Annotated in this window: 19 protein-coding genes and 1 pseudogene; 3 read left to right on the top strand and 17 right to left on the bottom strand. The window is 39.0% G+C overall.

From position 1 onward, the window contains the following. Positions 1 to 75 precede the first annotated feature (75 nt). Positions 76 to 536: pseudogene (locus ACTW1R_RS17010) on the top strand (SOS response-associated peptidase family protein); the annotation flags it as partial. Positions 537 to 1348: 812 nt separating this feature from the next. Here the strand turns inward: ACTW1R_RS17010 and ACTW1R_RS17005 are convergent. The 3 genes from ACTW1R_RS17005 to ACTW1R_RS16995 all read right to left on the bottom strand — a co-directional run bounded on the left by ACTW1R_RS17005 (position 1349) and on the right by ACTW1R_RS16995 (position 2950). Further along, the gene (locus ACTW1R_RS17005; RefSeq protein ID WP_213357274.1) at positions 1349 to 1942 is read right to left on the bottom strand and encodes a recombinase family protein; all 594 of its coding nucleotides are present in this window, start codon (positions 1940 to 1942) and stop codon (positions 1349 to 1351) included. Between the two features lie 525 nt (positions 1943 to 2467). Beyond that, positions 2468 to 2683 (bottom strand): hypothetical protein, encoded by a 216-nt coding sequence (locus tag ACTW1R_RS17000; protein ID WP_005225252.1) that lies wholly within the window; start codon positions 2681 to 2683, stop codon positions 2468 to 2470. Between the two features lie 66 nt (positions 2684 to 2749). Next, complete coding sequence (locus tag ACTW1R_RS16995; protein WP_005225251.1) at positions 2750 to 2950, bottom strand: cold-shock protein; 201 nt, start codon at positions 2948 to 2950, stop codon at positions 2750 to 2752. Between the two features lie 295 nt (positions 2951 to 3245). Between ACTW1R_RS16995 and ACTW1R_RS16990 the strand changes: the two genes are divergently transcribed. Next, positions 3246 to 3395 (top strand): hypothetical protein, encoded by a 150-nt coding sequence (locus tag ACTW1R_RS16990; RefSeq protein WP_005237684.1) that lies wholly within the window; start codon positions 3246 to 3248, stop codon positions 3393 to 3395. Positions 3396 to 3470: 75 nt separating this feature from the next. On the opposite strand, the gene ACTW1R_RS16985 is transcribed toward ACTW1R_RS16990, so the two are convergent. From ACTW1R_RS16985 to ACTW1R_RS16965, 5 genes are all read right to left on the bottom strand, one after another. Continuing rightward, positions 3471 to 3674 carry a hypothetical protein gene (locus tag ACTW1R_RS16985; RefSeq protein WP_005225249.1) on the bottom strand — a complete coding sequence of 68 codons (204 nt, stop codon included), beginning with the start codon at positions 3672 to 3674 and terminating at the stop codon, positions 3471 to 3473. Positions 3675 to 4443: 769 nt separating this feature from the next. Continuing rightward, complete coding sequence (locus tag ACTW1R_RS16980) at positions 4444 to 5514, bottom strand: chromate transporter (RefSeq protein ID WP_005225247.1); 1071 nt, start codon at positions 5512 to 5514, stop codon at positions 4444 to 4446. A gap of 428 nt (positions 5515 to 5942) precedes the next feature. Then, complete coding sequence (locus ACTW1R_RS16975) at positions 5943 to 6350, bottom strand: GGDEF domain-containing protein (protein WP_236596075.1); 408 nt, start codon at positions 6348 to 6350, stop codon at positions 5943 to 5945. A gap of 279 nt (positions 6351 to 6629) precedes the next feature. Beyond that, positions 6630 to 7820, bottom strand: a complete 1191-nt coding sequence (locus ACTW1R_RS16970; protein ID WP_213357276.1) for an IS256-like element ISLgar5 family transposase — start codon at positions 7818 to 7820, stop codon at positions 6630 to 6632. Between the two features lie 290 nt (positions 7821 to 8110). Further along, positions 8111 to 9457, bottom strand: a complete 1347-nt coding sequence (locus ACTW1R_RS16965) for an aspartate ammonia-lyase (RefSeq protein WP_081117241.1) — start codon at positions 9455 to 9457, stop codon at positions 8111 to 8113. Positions 9458 to 9615: 158 nt separating this feature from the next. On the opposite strand from ACTW1R_RS16965, the gene ACTW1R_RS16960 reads away from it, so the two are divergent. Further along, complete coding sequence (locus tag ACTW1R_RS16960; RefSeq protein ID WP_003125427.1) at positions 9616 to 10047, top strand: Lrp/AsnC family transcriptional regulator; 432 nt, start codon at positions 9616 to 9618, stop codon at positions 10045 to 10047. 58 nt (positions 10048 to 10105) lie between these two features. Here ACTW1R_RS16960 and ACTW1R_RS16955 read toward each other — a convergent pair whose 3' ends face one another. The 9 genes from ACTW1R_RS16955 to ACTW1R_RS16915 all read right to left on the bottom strand — a co-directional run bounded on the left by ACTW1R_RS16955 (position 10106) and on the right by ACTW1R_RS16915 (position 17904). After that, complete coding sequence (locus tag ACTW1R_RS16955) at positions 10106 to 10552, bottom strand: Lrp/AsnC family transcriptional regulator (protein WP_005470356.1); 447 nt, start codon at positions 10550 to 10552, stop codon at positions 10106 to 10108. Positions 10553 to 10644: 92 nt separating this feature from the next. Further along, positions 10645 to 11817: an MFS transporter gene (locus ACTW1R_RS16950; protein ID WP_213357277.1), complete on the bottom strand. Its 1173-nt coding sequence runs from the start codon at positions 11815 to 11817 to the stop codon at positions 10645 to 10647. 14 nt (positions 11818 to 11831) lie between these two features. After that, complete coding sequence (locus ACTW1R_RS16945) at positions 11832 to 12584, bottom strand: amino acid ABC transporter ATP-binding protein (protein ID WP_060792673.1); 753 nt, start codon at positions 12582 to 12584, stop codon at positions 11832 to 11834. 25 nt (positions 12585 to 12609) lie between these two features. Beyond that, positions 12610 to 13581 carry an NAD(P)-dependent oxidoreductase gene (locus ACTW1R_RS16940; RefSeq protein WP_118214693.1) on the bottom strand — a complete coding sequence of 324 codons (972 nt, stop codon included), beginning with the start codon at positions 13579 to 13581 and terminating at the stop codon, positions 12610 to 12612. A gap of 12 nt (positions 13582 to 13593) precedes the next feature. After that, positions 13594 to 14814, bottom strand: a complete 1221-nt coding sequence (locus tag ACTW1R_RS16935) for an aminotransferase-like domain-containing protein (RefSeq protein WP_005470347.1) — start codon at positions 14812 to 14814, stop codon at positions 13594 to 13596. A 23-nt stretch (positions 14815 to 14837) separates the two neighbouring features. After that, positions 14838 to 15584: an amino acid ABC transporter ATP-binding protein gene (locus ACTW1R_RS16930; protein WP_054114517.1), complete on the bottom strand. Its 747-nt coding sequence runs from the start codon at positions 15582 to 15584 to the stop codon at positions 14838 to 14840. Then, positions 15581 to 16291 (bottom strand): amino acid ABC transporter permease, encoded by a 711-nt coding sequence (locus tag ACTW1R_RS16925; protein ID WP_021150492.1) that lies wholly within the window; start codon positions 16289 to 16291, stop codon positions 15581 to 15583. The genes ACTW1R_RS16930 and ACTW1R_RS16925 overlap by 4 nt, the downstream gene beginning before the upstream one ends. Positions 16292 to 16303: 12 nt before the next feature. Then, entirely contained in the window at positions 16304 to 17116 is an 813-nt protein-coding gene (locus ACTW1R_RS16920; protein ID WP_081117244.1) for a transporter substrate-binding domain-containing protein, read from the bottom strand. 35 nt (positions 17117 to 17151) lie between these two features. Next, positions 17152 to 17904 carry an amino acid ABC transporter permease gene (locus tag ACTW1R_RS16915; RefSeq protein WP_003125416.1) on the bottom strand — a complete coding sequence of 251 codons (753 nt, stop codon included), beginning with the start codon at positions 17902 to 17904 and terminating at the stop codon, positions 17152 to 17154. Positions 17905 to 18089 lie beyond the last annotated feature (185 nt).

The raw sequence follows: 18089 nt of genomic DNA, 5'->3' as shown, positions 1-18089 counted from the left end.
TTGGCTTTGAAATCGTCTTAGAATAGCTCTGTGGCACACGATTTTCTAAAATAATTAGTAAAGGAGGAAAAAAATATGTGCGGTCGATATTTCTTTGATTTATCATCATCAGAATTGAAAGACTATTATGATCAAGTAATTCCCAATGCTGCCAGTAAGCAAGTCCGAGTTGGATATAACGAAATTTTCCCTTCAAATCATGTGGTTACACTTGGCCTTAACAAAGATTCGCAAATTGTTCCTGGCGTTACCAAGTGGGGATTCCAAGGATTCAAAAAAGGCCAGCTCATGATCAATGCACGAGCGGAAACAGTAGAAGAAAAAAAGACATTTCCAAGCCTTTTAAAGAGAGTCGCTGCGTGTTTCCCATGTCCGGATTTTATGAGTGGGATCAAGAAAAAAATAAGATCCTTTTCTCAGCTGAAGAAACTGAAGTAATGTATGTTGCGGGATTCTATCGGATTCATAAAACTGGAGCTGGATTCGATACAGAATCAATTATCATGACAACAAAGCCCAATAAATCTGTACGCTCTATACATGATCGTATGCCTTTGATTATACCTGAAAATCTTATTAAACCTTGGGTGTCCGATTTAGAGTTCGCAAGAAACTACCTTTCGGAGAAAATGCCCGAATTGATTCTCATTAATTACACTTAGATTAGTTTTAATAATTAATTGATAAATGTACAAAAAAAACACAGAATGACAAAGCATTCTGTGTTTTTAACTTTTTAAATTATATTTTGATGATAATATGTGATTTTAGCTCGCACAAAACCAAAAAGTATGTTATAATAGAGGAAGGTCATGATTTTATCGAGAACCTATGCATGTGAAAGATAATGTTTAACTTAAATTTAACTCAAAACCACATCTATGTTATCAATGACAATGATGTTCACAATATGCACTGTTGTTCTGACTCTAATTCAGGTATCAAACCACCTGATCCGCCTGCTCCCAATTTTGGACCGTTACTCTTAATTATTATTATACTGGTTATAGTCTGTTTGACCCAAACTACAGGTATAATAAGTTCGACCGATTTAGTTAATATGCTTTTGTCAATTGTAGTTGAAAAACTACTGTCACCCTTCTTATAAAATCATGCCCGTGATTTTATAAGAGAAAGCATGACCTAAAAAATCCTAAAGGAGAAGCGTAGGTTCTCGATTACTTTTTTAGCTGTTTTTTAAGCTCTATATTCATATATTATCATCGCAAAATCCGAAAGTCAACACTTCTGACTGAAAAATATGCGATATAACAAGGGTTTCTTAATTAATTTTTATATTTTTGTTTGGATTAAAAGCACTCATTATCTATTATCAAGCATCACGATTTTACTTAGCTATAATATTTTCTTCAACGGCCTGCTTTTTTATTCTTTTCAGTGTTGATAAGGAGATTCCCGTCTTCGCTTCTACAACTCTCATGCTATTTACTTCCATCAATTCTATGGCATGCAAATACTTAGAGGTCAGTATTCTTTTTGGTCTTCCTTCTTTGTAGTTTTTCATATTTTTTCTATGCCATTGTTTTCCTTCTTGCGTCCGAGTAACAATCAGATCTCTTTCAAACTGCGCAAAGCTACCTAACATGTTCATCATCAAGGTTTGCATAGAATCTTTTTTATTTGGTTCAAACGTTAAAGAATTGTCTAAAAATGAAACAGTTACTCCGGATTGGTTTAGAGTAGAAATAATAGAGTTTAAATCTACTATACTTCTAGCTAATCTATCTATTTTCGTAACTAAAACGAGATCTCCCTTTTCTACTATTGAAAGTAATTCTTCTAATTCTTTTCGTCCTTCTTTTTTTGTACCAGTATATTTCTCGCTATATATTTTTTCTGCACCGGCTTGCTCTAATTTTTGAATTTGTGTTTTGTAATCTTGGCTGCTGGTACTGACTCGTGAATACCCGTAAATTGTCAATTTTTCTCTCACACTTTCTGGACATAAGTTTCTGACACCTGTCAAAGTCAAGTATATCAAGAAAAAATAAAGGGGTCAAAAACTTTTAAGTTTCTGACACCAGCCAATATTTGTTCTAATACTTATAACCCTAATTTATAAATGAACAAGAACTTATTTACACGTTTATTGATACAGATTTAAATTGATACACGCCAATTGTGGTATTTAAAAAGAGTGCTTAGAAGTCAGGAATTTTCTGAATACTCTGTATAATTCACGTCATAGTATTCTAGATTTGATTTTACATAATACATTTTGTCCCCCAACAAACCAAAATACCGACAGAATATATTATACTGCCCCTTTTATATAGAACAGAAAAAAGACTCAGTAATTTTGTCATAAAAATAGGATAAACATCTTCTATTGCATCTGTTCTTGCAGCACAGCTAAAAAAGCCCTTAAAAATAAGAGCTTCCACGTTCAGCTATCCAAAGTTTAAGATCGTTACATAGGTAGCTTCGCTAATAAATGAGACTTGATTCAAATCGCCATTAATTTTTTATAATTGATCACTGTTTTTTCAGAAGTATCTGTCACCTTGGCGATTGATAAGGTGACGACTGCTGAATTATTTAACAACTTTACAATTGTTCCAATGACTTGTTTTTTCCTAAATCTAAATGTGACTTGTTGATTTTTTTTAAAAGCCACTCCTTCGATGGATGGTTGCATTGGTTTCCATTGTCCAAAACCCATAATAATCTCCCCTTTTTGAGTATTTAAAAAACCGTCTCAAGCATTTGAGACGGTTGAAAAAATCGTTTAAGCTTTGTAGATATTAACGGCTTGCATACCACGTTGACCTTCTTCAGTATCAAAAGTGACTGCTTGCCCTTCATCGAGAGACTTGAATCCATCTGCTTGAATCGCAGAAAAATGAGCAAAGACATCTTGACCATTCTCTCCGGTTATAAAACCAAAACCTTTGTCTGCATTAAACCACTTTACTGTACCTTTATTCATACTATTTCCTCCTTGTGCATCATTACGAATGCGTTTTGTTGCAATAATTGTTTGATAAGCAAAAGGAGAGTATAAATTTCTGTATAGCACTCTTAATACGTTTCAAAGTTTATCACTACAAGTAGTATACCACACAAACTCTTTAGTTGCAACTTTACATAAAAATATTATTTTTTTATAAAATTATCACTCACTATACACTGTTTTATTTTTTATGTGCTATACTATCTATATAGAATTTCGCTATGAACGTTATCGTTACCTTTCGTCACTATTTGAGAGAGGAGAATGTATTATGACATTCACTAACAAAACAATTGATTATCGTGTTACTTTGGACACTAACTTAAACTTGTTTATTGTTTTTTCTAAAAACGATGAAACCAAAGTGGCAACCGGTACTACAATCGAAAATGCAGTACATGAATTAGAAAAACTAGCATAAGGAGTGAAACTCTCTAATGGCCAAGCTCTTTTCATATTAAAGACAGCTACTTGTAAGAATGAGTAGCTGTCTTATTCATTTTTTGTGCGCTAATTTGCTAAAAATGATCTCCATTGTTTCAAGTGTATCGATATCCATCTGACACAACCAGAGAAATACCTTCTTTTCCTCCTCCGTCCAAGTAGTTTTTGGATAGGCGGAAAGAAGTTTCAGATATTTTACACGTTGGATACTAGATGACAATAGCCAGTGCTGTTCAAAACTCTCACTTTCTTCCATATCATCCCTCCAAAATGGTATTACCTACAGTTAGACATAGCAAATGCAAGTAACTTTTAACTAAAAAAATATCACAAACTAGCAAGCCAATCATCACAGATTAAAAATTGCTTTTTTTATGTTAATAAAGCCCTATAATTTCTGATCCGTTAAAATCAATATTGTAGAATTCATAATCATTTTTTACCAAGCAATCATTTATTTAAAAACCATTCACATAAGTAATAATTAACTTTTCGAAACCTAAGTCTTTAAGGAATACTATTTTGTTCTATAGTGGTTTTCCGATAATGCTTCCACATAATATCTTAATAACTTGTAATCTTTTTCATCAATACTTTTTATTATTATTTTATTTCCAAATAACGATCTGTGTGAATTTTTTAAAAGTCTGTGATGTATTTGATTTAAAATCAAATACTCTACTTCTTCGTCCTTCAAGTTAGGATCAGTAATCTTTTCTAAATCCCGATGAATATAATTATATTCTAAGTGAGACGCGTCATTAATAACTCGTTTAAATTCTTCTTTCTCAACTTTCAGGAAAATCACGTCCTTCCCTTAATAAAAAACTCAGCGAAAAGAGAGATTAACTAACCACTTCTGCTATTTAAAAATACATATTACATAATCAAATAAATTTCAATTCAACATCAGATATCTTTACAATAGTATGTTACCCCTTACCTAAAAAAAATTTATTGTTTTTATACATAAATACCCTAACATTCTTATGCAAAACTCTTATCAATAGATCATCTAATCTAAATCATAAAAATAGACCTAATAGAATTCCCCCTAAGATGAAGAATGCAGAGTTAATTTTGTATTTAAGAATACCTAATAGACTAATAAAAAAAATTAAAATGAAATACCATTCAACAAATATATTTTGTCCTAATTGGATGGTAACATTAGCCATCAATGCTAATGCTGCCGCATTTATACCAATTAACATTTTGGAAAATGTATTGGATTGTTTAAGCTTGGAAAATAGTGGTGCTAATATAAGAACCAGTAGAAACGATGGTAAAAAAATCCCTACTGTAGCTACCAAAGCACCTGGGATATCGAAAAGTAAATATCCAATAAAAGTTGCTGTAGTAAATACAGGCCCAGGAGTAAATTCGCCTACAGATATGGCATCTATCATTTGAACTTGGGTCAATACTTGTAACTTATCAACAAATTCTGATTGGATAAACGCAAGTAATACATAGCCACTACCATATAAAAGTAAACCTATTTTCAGGAAAGTTAAAAATAAAATTGAGAGACTAAATGGCTCTATGACATAATTTTTAAAATTCCAATCTTTTTTTATTAATAGTAAGAGTATTGCGGCAACTATTAACACAGTTAGTTCCGAAGCACCAAAAACAACCAAAAGCAGAGACAGGCAAAAAACAATAAATGTAGACATATCTTTTATAGCTGTTTTAAAAAGCTTTATTAGAGCTGCTACAATAATTGCTACAATGACAGGCTTTATATACTCCATAATTGTTTGAACTCTAGGAAGGTCTCCATATAATTTATAAAAGTGCCCTATAATCATTACAATGACCATTGCTGGTAAAATAAATGAAATACCTGCTAAAAATAATCCCCATTTTCCAGCACGCCGATGACCTAATATAATTGCCATCTCTGTAGAGTTTGGACCAGGAATCAAGTTAGTAAATCCTAATAAATCTAGAAACTCTTCCTTAGACATCCATTGCCTTTTATCCACGACTTCTTCTTCCATCATAGCGATATGAGCAGCTGGTCCACCAAAAGCAAAGAACCCAAGTTTTGAGAACACTTTAACAATCTCGATGTATTTATTTTCTTCCATAAGCCCTCCAATAGCATGAGAAATATTAAGTTATGTGCTGATTTGTTATATCAATGATTGGTTTCAGTTTAGTAGATCTTTACTTTCCAATAAATAGTTTAGAAAAGGACGCAAAGAGAAAAATAGAACTTTCTCTTTGCGTCCTTTGATGAAACCTTCTGAAAAACGATAAATATATTATCATTACAGTAGATTTACTCACCTATAAATATAAAAGCAACATATAAAAAGAAGACTTCCCCAATCTGCTTTCTCCGCTACTCTTTTAATGAGACACACTAGAAAATTTTAGAACAATTATTTATATATAGCAAGTAAAATGCCCTTGTTAAACAATACTATTTTAAATTAACCGTCCAAGAGATCTTGATCAAGCCAAAATCATGTTTAATTGCATAATAAATCAAGAATAAACAACAACTGTGTTTCTACCTCCTTTTTTTTGCAGCATACAGCGCTTGATCAGCCTGATTGATGAGTTCATATACATCTAAAGAAGAATCATACTTAGAAATGCCAGCAGAAAAATAAAGCGTAATCTTTCTTTCCCCTCCAATATTCAACTTATTTTTTAATAAGAATGCCTGAAATCTTAATATAGTCTTTTGAACAGACTTTAATGTACTGTCTTTGAAAATAACTAAAAATTCTTCGCCTCCATATCTATAAACCTCTACTTGATCTTGGTGTGCTTCACTAAGAAAAGTTGTTATTTTTTTTGAAAAGAATATTAAAGCACGATTTCCTGTAATGTGTCCATAGTGATCATTAATTCTTTTAAAATGATCTAAATCCATCATAACAAAAATAAGCTTTTCCTTTTCAACATCTGTCATACTATCTACGTCTTCATTTAAGCTTCTAAGATTTTTAACTTTCGTCAATTCATCGTAGTTTCTCTCAATAAGTTTTCTATTTATATCTTTTAAGAATTATTTTTGAGTACTTAGATAGTATTGCCAAGAAATACAAATAATTATAGACCCTATAAACAAAGATAGATATTCCCAAAAAGTAAGTTTATATTCAAAAAAGAGCATAGAATTCAATCCAGCCATCATTAGGGGAGCGTCAATAATTTTGTGTAAATGATTCTTCCCTACTGCAGATTGTTTCTAATTCTCAATCAGTTGGCTTAGCATTTGTTCAAGTTCGCCTTCGGCCTGTTGAAAGCCTTTATGACTGCGACCTAGGAATTTTTGGTTGTAAGTATCAAAAGACGAGACTAAGAAACGTTCCATCGACTCTTCGTTTTGGAACTGTTCCTTGCGGTGGCTGTATTTCTTGATTTGCTTATTAAAGGATTCAATCAAGTTCGTAGAATAAATACTCTTGCGTATGGCCAAGGGGAAATCATAGAAAGTGAGCAAGTGATCGTTCGAAAGAATCGATTCAACCACTTTTGGATAGCTGGTTTTCCATTTTTCCGCAAAAGCACCACGTGCTTCCAACGCCACCTCTTTAGATGAGGCTTGATACACCATTTTAAAATCATCACAGACTTCCTTACGATCATCGACACGCACTTTGTGACTGATATTACGGGAAACGTGTACACAACAATGTTGAAAACGAGCTTTGGGATAGAACCGACTAATCGCTCCTACCATCCCCTTTAAGCCATCCGTGATGAACAGGAGGACATTTTTCAAACCGCGCTCTTGAAGGTCCAATAAAATTTCCTCCCAAATCGTGATGGATTCAGTCGGTGCAATCGCATAGCTCAATACTTCCTTTGATCCGTCCGGGCGAATGCCAACTGCGATATGAATAGCTTCCTTGGCGACGGTTTTCCGCTTTAACGGAATATACGTTGCGTCCATATAAATAGCAGCATAACGGTCATGAAGCTCCCGCCCTTTAAACGCCGTTACCTCTTCTGTAAATGATTTTGTTATATTGGACATGGTTTGGGGCGTGTAGTGATGCCCATACATTTTCTCAATCAAGTCTGCGATTTCCGACATGGTAATACCTTTTCGGAAGAGGTGAATGACGGTCTCCTCTAACATGTCATTCGTCCGTCTATAAGCAGGAACAGTCTGTTGCTTGAACTCACCATTGCGGTCGCGCGGAATCTGGAGATGAAGTTCCCCATACTCGGTCTTGACCGTACGGTCATAGGAGCCGTTACGAGAATTACCCGTGTTACAACCAATGCGATCATACTTTTCGTAATCTATGAAAGCCGTTAACTCCGTTTTGAGAAGCGTATTGACTGCTTTCTCCAAATGGACACGGAATAATTCATTCAAATCGCCTTTGTTCGCTAGAGTCTTTAGAATTTCTGTAGTAAAATCGTTCATAGGGAAGTCCTCTCTTCTGTGAATGTGTTGTGGTAACTCTATTCTACAGAAGGGACTTCCTTTTTTCTATTTACACAAAATATTTTACACTCTCCTGAGTTAAACTGAATATCATTCTGTCTATATAAATTTTAAGATGGATTACCATACTTTTGTTTGACTCATTGACAAAAATCTAAAAAACTTATCCTCAGCGAGATTGAGTGTCTTTTACCAGACACAAATCCCTACTACAGATAAGTTTTTTATTTTTTTTATGCTTTTAGGTATATGGATATTTCAGTTTTTCCTTACTGATAAGTTTCTGTCCGCAAGAATTCTTCTTGCTTTAATAGCTCCTCGATGGAACAATTTTTTTCCAATGCTTCTTTGACAAAAGCAGTGGCTTTTTCATAACCAATTTGCGGTGAAAGGGCTGTAATAGTCCCTGTACTGTTATTTACAGCTTTCAAACAAGCTGTTTCATTGACGGTAATACCTGCCACACATTTATCGGCAAAAATTTGACACGCTTTAGTCAACAGTTGACATGATTCAAATAAATTATGGAACATCACCGGCTCAAAAGCATTCAATTCCAATTCTCCGGAAGCTGCCGCAAAGGTGATGGCACCGTCATTTCCAATCACTTGAAATGCAATTTGACTGATAACTTCTGGAATGACTGGATTGACTTTGCCCGGCATGATCGATGAGCCTGCTTGTCTTGCTGGCAAGTTGAGTTCATGAAAACCAGTTCGCGGACCGCTGGCTAAGAGACGCAGATCATTGGCGCTTTTGTTCAATGTGATGGCAATCGTTTTTAATCCACCTGAAATCGAGGCGAAACTGTCGGTATGCTGTGTACTATCAATCAGGTCATTCGCTGGCCGTAAGGGTCTTGGAAAACGTCGGTTCAATTCTTGATAGAGGTATTCTTGATAGCGATAGGACGCATTAAGACCTGTCCCAATGGCTGTCCCACCCATATTTAAGGTCAATAGTTCTGCCGATAAGTGGTGCAGCCGTTCACGGCAACGCGTCAAACTGTGGGCATATGCAGCGAAACTTTCCCCTACTGTCATTGGCACCGCCTCTTGCAGTTGGGTTCGCCCCATTTTTGCCACGTGCTGAACTTCTTTCGCTTTCATATGCCATCTGTCAATCAACTGTACCAGCGCTTCATCCAATTGTTCAATATATACAAGCAAAGCCAGTTTCCCAGCACTAGGATAGACATCATTGGTGGATTGGCTTTGATTGACATCGTCTAAAGGATGAAGATATTGATATTCCCCTTTCTTATGCCCCATCAATTCTAACCCGCGATTGGCGATCACTTCATTCACATTCATGTTGGTGGATGTTCCTGCTCCCCCCTGAAATGTATCAACAATAAATTCTTCATCCCACTTGCCCATGATGATTTCTTCCGCAGCAGTCACAATGATTTGTGCTTTTTCTTTGGATAGCGTGCCAGATTGTTGATTGGCTAGCGCAGCTGCGGCTTTGATACGTGCTACTTGTTTGATCATCGTCAGATCAACTTTTTGATCAGTGAAAGCAAAATTTTCTTTTGCGCGATAACTATGAATACCATAATAAGCCCCCTCGTATATAGGTAGACTGCCAATTGTATCTGATTCGATCCTCATCATGATTTAAACGCCCCTTTTTGTATTATATGTGATAAAATATCACATAAGAGAAAAAGACACGAGCCTTTTCAGCCATCTCTTTGTTAATCCTTGAGATTGATTCCTTTCACTTTGAAAAACAAAGAGAAACAGTACAAAAACAGAAAAGAGGAAAGTATTTGGATGAACTAGATAAAAAGTTGTTGAATCTGTTGCAGCAAAATGGTCGGTTATCGATCAAAAAGTTAAGTGAAGCGTTATTCATCACTGCACCTGCTGTTTCCCAACGAATAAAACATTTAGAAGAAACCGAGCAATTGTTGTATTATCAAGCGACGATTGACTATGAACAAGCCGGCTTGCCGATCAAAGCATTTATCCACCTGTCGATCGAACCACAGCAAAAAGCAAGTTTCTATCCTTTCATACAGGCGATCCCCAATGTGTTGGAATGTGATTGTGTCACCGGCCCTTATTCAATGTTAATCAAAGTCGTTTTCCCTTCTACCAAATCATTGGACAGCTTTATCAATGACTTGCAAAAATTCGGTCGAACCAACACCCAAATCGTTTTCTCGACGCCAGTTCCCTCTCGAGGATATCAATTCTGAAAACCCAAAAAGCGCGCTTATCTCACATAGACAGGCACGCTTTTTTTATATACAGGGGTCACTGGTCATCGACTGGCACTTGCAACCCTCGTGGTCCGACATTCGTTGAAAATACAATGTGGGTTTTGGTATCCCCATAAAATTGCAAATCTGTGATAAACCGATCCAAGACGACCGTATCACTAAAATAAACCTTCAAGAGCATAGAATAATCTCCAGTGATACAGTCACACTCGATCACATTTGGGATGTCTGCGATATAGGCATAGAAGGCTTCTTTATCTTTGGCATTCACTGCGCAATGGACATACGCTTTGATCAGATAACCAAGTTTTTGGTAGTCGATCAGTGCCTGATAAGAACGGATATACCCAAGGGTTTCAAGGTTTTGTACCCGCACAGAAACAGATGGCGATGAAATAAAGCATTGCTCTGCGATCTGTTTGACAGTGACTCGGGCATTTTGCTGCATGATGTTCAGTATCTTGCGGTCTAAGTTATCCATAATCATCCCCCGTTCTCATTATTTTCTCAGTTTATCGAGAAAACAACAGAAGCGCAAGTTGCAGATTACATCCTATGTTAAATTTCCTAACATCAACGCTGAGATAATTGGAAATAGCGATAAACAATCATCGCCCCACAAGCAAACAGACCACACCCAAAAAACATCATGTCAAAGCCAAAAAGACTGGCGATGATTCCCCACAAAAAAGCCCCACCTCCATAAGCTACATCTAAGGCTGCTGAAAATACCGCTGTCCCTTGCCCTCGCTGCGCCTCAGACACCGATTCTAATACAATCGTATTCATCACAGGCAATAAGCCGGCATAACCGACACCATAACAACTCGCGGCCAGAAGCAAGCTACTGAGCTGTGTCGTAAATGGCAACAGACAAAAAGAAACCAAAATCAATAATAAACTGCCATAAATCAATGTAGCCGTTTGGATTTTGGCGAGCAAACGTGGAAATACGACCCGTGTTGTGACCGTCATGATCGACATGACCGTAAAATAATAGCCTGCGCCGATAATCTCACGTTCAAGGGCATATTGTGCAATAAACGCCACCACGCCAGAATTGGCAAAGCATATCAAAAAAAGGATACCGCTAGGAAACACAACCGCTTTGATGCGAAGCAGTTCTCGTAACGATGATTTCGCTTCGCCAGAGTGCGTATTCCTCCGTGAAAAGGGCTGTTCTTTCAAAAAGAAACTCAACAAAAAAGCTGTTCCGCTCAACAAGGCAGCCATCCGAAAAAGTACAGGAAATCCATAATTTTCTACAACAGCAAGTCCTATCAACGGGCCGATGGCACTCGGCACAGCCTGGGCGATAATGAAATACCCCAATCCGACTGCTAATTTGCCTTCAGGAATCGTATCAACTGCCATCGTCGCTGCTGCTGTCGCTTGCAAACTATTGCCCACCCCTTGCAAGATGCGCAGACAAAAAAGCATCAATAGCCCCTGCAGCAGATTCAATAAACTAAAATCAATCAACAGAATGGCTAATCCCATACAAAGCAAGACTTTGCGTCCATATCGATCCAATGCCACACCGATTGGCAAACGGCAAAACAAAGCAGATAGCCCCAAGACACCTACAATGGCGCCGGATACTGCTTTAGAACCACCTAAAGAAGCAACATATAACGGCATAGTCCCCATTTGGGTCGTGATGGCTGTCATTGCTAGTACCGTGACCACCATCACTAAGTAAAAATCTTTCGACCAAAGCCGACTAGAGCTGTTCACCTTTTCCATATTGTGCCTCGCTTCTATACAGCTAATTGAAAACGTACTTGTGTCAAAAATTGCTGTGTACATTCTTCTTGCGGATCCTCAAAAATTTCTTCTGGTGTTCCCGCTTCTACCACCACACCATCCGCCATGAATATCACTTTATCCGCGACTTCTTGTGCAAATTGCATTTCATGCGTCACGATGATCATCGTTTGCCCACTATCAGCCAGTTGCTTCATGACATTTAGGACATCACCGACAAGTTCTGGATCGAGCGCTGAAGTGGGTTCATCAAACAGTAATAATTCTGGCGTCAAAGCCATCGCTCTGGCGATACCTACACGTTGTTGCTGTCCGCCAGACAGTTGACTAGGATACATCATAGCTTTATCTGCCAAACCCACTTTTTCTAAGGCAGATAACGCTGCTTTTTCTGCCAGTTTTTTTGGGAAACGCCGTGGTGTGCGTAGTCCTTCCGCCACATTTTGCAACACATTCATGTGGCTGAACAGCTCATAGGATTGAAAGACCATCGCTGTTTTGCGGGCAATCTCCAATCGTTGGGTTTTGCCAATATGTGCGAGATCATACTGGAAGTCACCGATAGAATAACTCCCCGCATCAGGCTGCTCCAACAAATTCAAGCAACGCAAAAAGGTCGTTTTTCCAGAGCCGCTAGGACCAATGATGCATACAACTTCCCCACGTTCAATTTGTAAGCCAACATTTTTTAAGATGACTTGTTTATCGAAAGACTTCTTCAATCCTTTGATTTCTGCTTGCAGCATACTCCCACCCTTTCTTTTCTATCGCTCAAAGCGCGATCGTATTGGCAGATTGTCCTTCTAGCAAAATATCTCTTGCATTGTTCAAAGCTGTTTCTGCAATTTCTTGTACAGCCAATTGGGTATAATACGCAATATGCGGGGTCAAAAGCACATTTGGCAGTTGATTCAGCTGTTGATAATAAGGATTTTGATCCCACCCAACTGAAAAATACCGTTCTTCATTGGCGATAGCGTCTAATACAGCACCAGACAAACGCCCTTGCGCGAGTGCGGCAATCAACGCATCCGTATCAACGATTCCCCCACGTGCCGTATTGACCAGACAACTGCCAGGCTTCATCTGTGCAAAAACAGAGGCCGAAAATAGCCCTTCTGATGCTTTTGTCAGCGGGATATGGATCGACAAGACGTCCGATGCAGCAATCAAGGTCTCAAAGGACACATATTCGACAATCCCCTTCAACCGAGGATTTTCACTCCTACTAGTGGCAATCACATGTCCCCCCATATGATAAATCGCTTCTGCGACTAGAGCACCGATTCGACCAGTGCCTAACAAACCGACTGTTACGTCTTGTAGCTCCCGACCAATCACAGACCGTCGATCAAGTTTTCCTTTGATCATTGCTGGAATATTGCGTAAAACCATCAAGATCGACATCACAGTGTAATGGCCCACCGATGTTGGGCTATAAGAAGGGACATTGGTGACCGTCAACTGATGCTTTTGCGCCCAGTCAAAACGAACACCGTCGACCCCCGTTGATTTGATCGATAACTGCTTCATCCCTAAAATATGCAAGCGTTGGTACAGGGACTCATCTTGCTGCATAGCCAGACTAGGATACAAACAGATGCCGTCGTGCCCTGCTGCCAAATGGATATTCTCCCAAGACAAGCCCTCCATTACGATCGTCACTGGTGTTTTGTGGATAAATTGCCACCGTTCGATATAAGCAATTTCCTCTTCACTTACCCCGTAATAAATCAATTTCATTGGCAACACCTCCTAAATGACCCCTTCATATGCTGGCGGCATAGCGTATTCCAACGCATCACCTAATAAAGCGATCCCTTGATCGATCTGTGCCAATGTCGGCTTCGTAAAATTCAGCCGAAATGAATGCTCATAGCCTTTTCCCGCAACACTCATGATATTGCCTGGAATGACCGCAACTTTCGCCTCATCAAGGTAATCATAGAACCGCTCTGCGTCCATCTCAGTCGATAGGAAACAGGTGATAAAATAGCCGCCTGTTGGTTTGATAAAGGTAAGCTTATCCGTTGGCAGTGCCTGTAATGCTTGCAGCATGCGGGCATATTTCTCTTGATACAACAAGGTCAATTGGGCCACATGACCTTCGAAATCATGATGATCCATATATTCGGCCAATACCACTTGCCAATAAAAATTGGTGTGGGAATCGGCGGATTGCTTGGCCAAAATCAATTTTTCCATTGCAGGACCAGCAGCCATCATAAAACCAATCCGGCTGCTGGGTGCCAAAATTTTTGAAAAAGATCCCGCATAAATGATTCGTCCTTCGGTATCTAATGTTTTCATCTTAGGGATCGGTGTACCTTCATACAACAACTCACCGTAAGGATCGTCTTCAAAAATCAGCACATCATATTGACATGCCAATGCATAAATGGCTTTACGTTTTTCCAATGGCATTGATGTGCCTAAAGGGTTTTGGAAAGTGGGGATCAGATACAACATTTTCACTCTTGCGTCTGTTTTGAGGATTGTTTCTAAAGCGTCAAGATCCATTGATTCTGCTGCAAGATCCATCGGTACCGGCACTGGTATCGCCCCATATCCTTTGATAGCATTCACCGCACCGGAAAATGTTTGCTCCTCGCATAACACCACATCGCCTTCATTACAAAAGACTTTTACCGCCAAATCCATGGCTTGGGTCGAGCCCGAAACCACCAGCACCTCCTCTTCGTTATCGATATTTGACAATTGACGCAAACGTTCTTTGATCAAGGTCCGTAAGCGCGGATACCCCTCTGATGCCCCATACTGCAAGAAAGACTCTGGGTCCGCTTCGTTATATAATTTTTGCGAGATCTCTTTCAATGTAGCCATTGGAAATGCTTCTGTCGGTGGAAATCCGTAAGCAAAGGAAATAGCTGCTGCAGACTCCATATTTTTTTTTGCATTCTCTCTTAATGGAGATGCTTCTAATGTCATGATACGTTGTGCGAATTGATAGGCCATTCTATTTCCTCCCTGCATAGTTGTTAGCCGGCCAGCTGTGTGGTAAAGCGGGCTAAAAAGGCTTTGGTTCGTTCTTCTTTGGTTTCCTCGAATACTTGTTGCGGTGTGCCTTGTTCAACAATATGTCCATTCTCCATGAAAACGACTTTGTCTGCTACTTCATACGCGAATTTCATTTCATGGGTCACCAATACCATGGTCGCACCGGCTTCCGCAATTTCTCTGAGCAGCGCCAATGTCTGTCCCACTAGTTCCGGGTCCAATGCCGAGGTAGGTTCATCAAACAAGATGACCTTAGGATTCAACGCCAACGCACGGGCGATCCCGATACGCTGTTGTTGTCCACCTGACAGTTGGCTAGGATAAAAATCTTGTCGTTCAGACAAACCGACTTGATCCAACAAAGCCTCTGCTGTTCGCAGGGCAGCTTCTTTGCTTTGTTTTTTGGTCACGATCAATGGCATCATGATATTTTCTTTGGCTGTTTTATTTTGAAACAAGGCATAATTTTGGAAAACCATCGCTGTTTGCCGTTGATGGGTCAATATTTCTTTTTTACTTGCTTTGTGCAATGTGGTGGTGGTTTCTCCCAATTGAATCACACCTTGATCTGCTCGTTCCAAAAAATTGAGACAACGCAAGAAGGTCGTTTTTCCCGAACCGGAAGGCCCCAATAAGACGACTACTTCGCCTTTAGCGACATCAAGATCAATCCCTTTTAACACTTCTTGTTTGCCGAATCGCTTATGGATATCCGTTACTTTCATCATAATGCGGCCCTCCTTAGTTTGCGCAACAGCCGATTTTCCAGTAATTGTGCCCCTTTTTCGATGACCAAACTAATCAGCCAATAAATGATCGCAACAGCCACATACGCTTCTAAAAACCGATAATTTTGCTGGGCCGTGATTTTAGCTGCCGCAAAAACATCGACAACACTGACCATGGAAGCTAAGGCCGACGCTTTAACCAACGAGATCAGCAAATTACTGAACATGGGCAATGAAATCGGCCAGGCTTGCGGGAGCAGCACACGACGGATGACTTGTAAGTTCGTCATGCCGATCGATTTGGCTGCATCGAACTGCCCTTTTTTGACTGCCGCAAATGCGCCCCTGAAAATCTCGCTGCTATTGATAGCAGACATTAAACTCAAGGCGGCGATCGCTATCCAAACCATGTTGAAATCTTTAAATCGCAAAGTCCAATGCATCGACTCCGCCCAAATATCAAACTGTTTAGCAGAAATAAGATATAACGCTAAAATCACTAAAACCACTGGGACCCCTTTTAAGACCGTGACAATCACTTGCAGCACTGGTGCGAGGATCTTGATCCTATACAGACGAATCAAGGCGATGATCAACCCAACCACCGCGCCAATGACTAGTGCGGTCAACGCCATAAAAAGCGTCGTACCAATATAATGACTTGCTGTTTTCAGCGCTTCGATCATAATAGACAATTGAAAACTCATCGCCATTCCTCCCTATTCTGGGACGTAATCCCCATCTAGATATTTTTCTGATAATTCTTTGATCGTTCCATCTGCTTTCAATTCCTCTAATGCTGTATTGACCGCATCAATAAAGTCTTGGTCAGCTTCTTTGTTGAACAATAAGTAGGCATCTGAGTTGTGGACTGGTTCGCTGCCGATCTCTAGATTTTCACTAAATGAATTGTTCCAATTATCGACTTGATATTCTGGTGCTAACGTTGCATCGACCGCACCTGAAGTGACTGCTTGTACGATTTGCTCGTTGTTGTATTCCCCATAAACCAATTCAAAAGCATCGGGATTTTCTGCCAGATAAGCCTCAGCCATTGCTGCTTGGTTAGTAGCAGTCGTCACATAGACTTTTTTTCCTGCTAAATCTTCGAAGCTATCGTAGACCGTACCGGCATCTGGATCAGAGACAATATACGTATCCCAGACCACATACCCAACATCCCCATAGACGAATTTTTCTTTCCGTTCATCATTGACTTCATATTCATAGGCAGCCATCTGGACTTTATTGCTTTCTAAATTTGATAACGTCGTTGGGAAATCCGCTCCTTCAAAGGTAAAGGTATAATCAAGTAATTTTTCGTCGATTGCTTTAACGACGGCGACATCATAGCCATCATATTCACCATTTTCGTCTAAATAAGCATATGGCAATGCTTCATTCCCAGTACCCACCTTGATTTCTGTTGCATCACTTGCTCCACTGCTTGCAGTGTCGGCAGAACTGCTTCCGCAAGCCCCTAAAACAAAAAGTGTCACCAATGTAATTGCACCTAAAATCGTTTTTTTCATTTGAATTCCTCCCTTTCCCTCTACCCAAAATTTTCCTATGTTGTTTTGATTTTTTGCTGTTTTTTGGTCCATGATATCAGTGGTACTTTTGCTGTTTGTTGTTTTGTTTTCGAAAAACTCATCCGACGTTCCAGACCGGTGAAAACACGTTCTAAGAGGAAGCTTAAGGTAATAAACAAGATCGCCGCACCGACATAGCCTTCAAGTGTATGGAAGGTCACTGCGCCTATCGCTCGCGCTTTGCCGACAACATCCACTACCCCAATGGTAAAAGCCAGCGATGTGTCTTGCAGCAGTGCAATCGTAGTTGTACCAAATGCAGGTAATGCGACACGGACAACTTGCGGTAAAATCACTTGTCGATACATTTGTGTTTTCGTCAATCCGCAAGCAATACTCGCTTCCTTCTGTGTGACCGGTACACTTAGAATCGCAGCCCGGAAAGTTTCAGACTGAAAGGCAGCAGTATTTAATCCGTAGGTGATATAGATGAAAATAATTTTATTCCATGAGGAAACATCGATTTGAATCATTTGTAATAAGGCGGGTACACCATAATACACAACATACAGTTGAACCAATATCGGTGTGCCTCGAATAAATGAAACGAAGACTGCCGCCAGTTGACTCAGAAATGGCACTTTTTCGACACGAATAAATGCAAGTAAAATCCCTAAAAGCAATCCTGTAATCGACGCCACTGCTACTATCATCAACGTAACCGGCAAAGCACTTAAAACCTTTGGAAAATATTCCCAAACTAATTTCCACTGAAAAAATTCCGACATATTGCCCCTCCTTTTTCTGAATATTCTGATTATTAGACAATATTACTAATGGAAAAAAATTTTTCAATAGATTCATTACTAAAACTTCATTAATTTTATAAATTCTCCCTTTTAACTAAAAAAAGAAAGATGCAAACGGCATCTTTCTTTTTAATATAAGAATATAAAATACTACCCGTGGTGCT

Source organism: Enterococcus sp. R12 (genome assembly GCF_058135755.1).
This window is presented reverse-complemented; position numbering and strand designations above follow the sequence as displayed.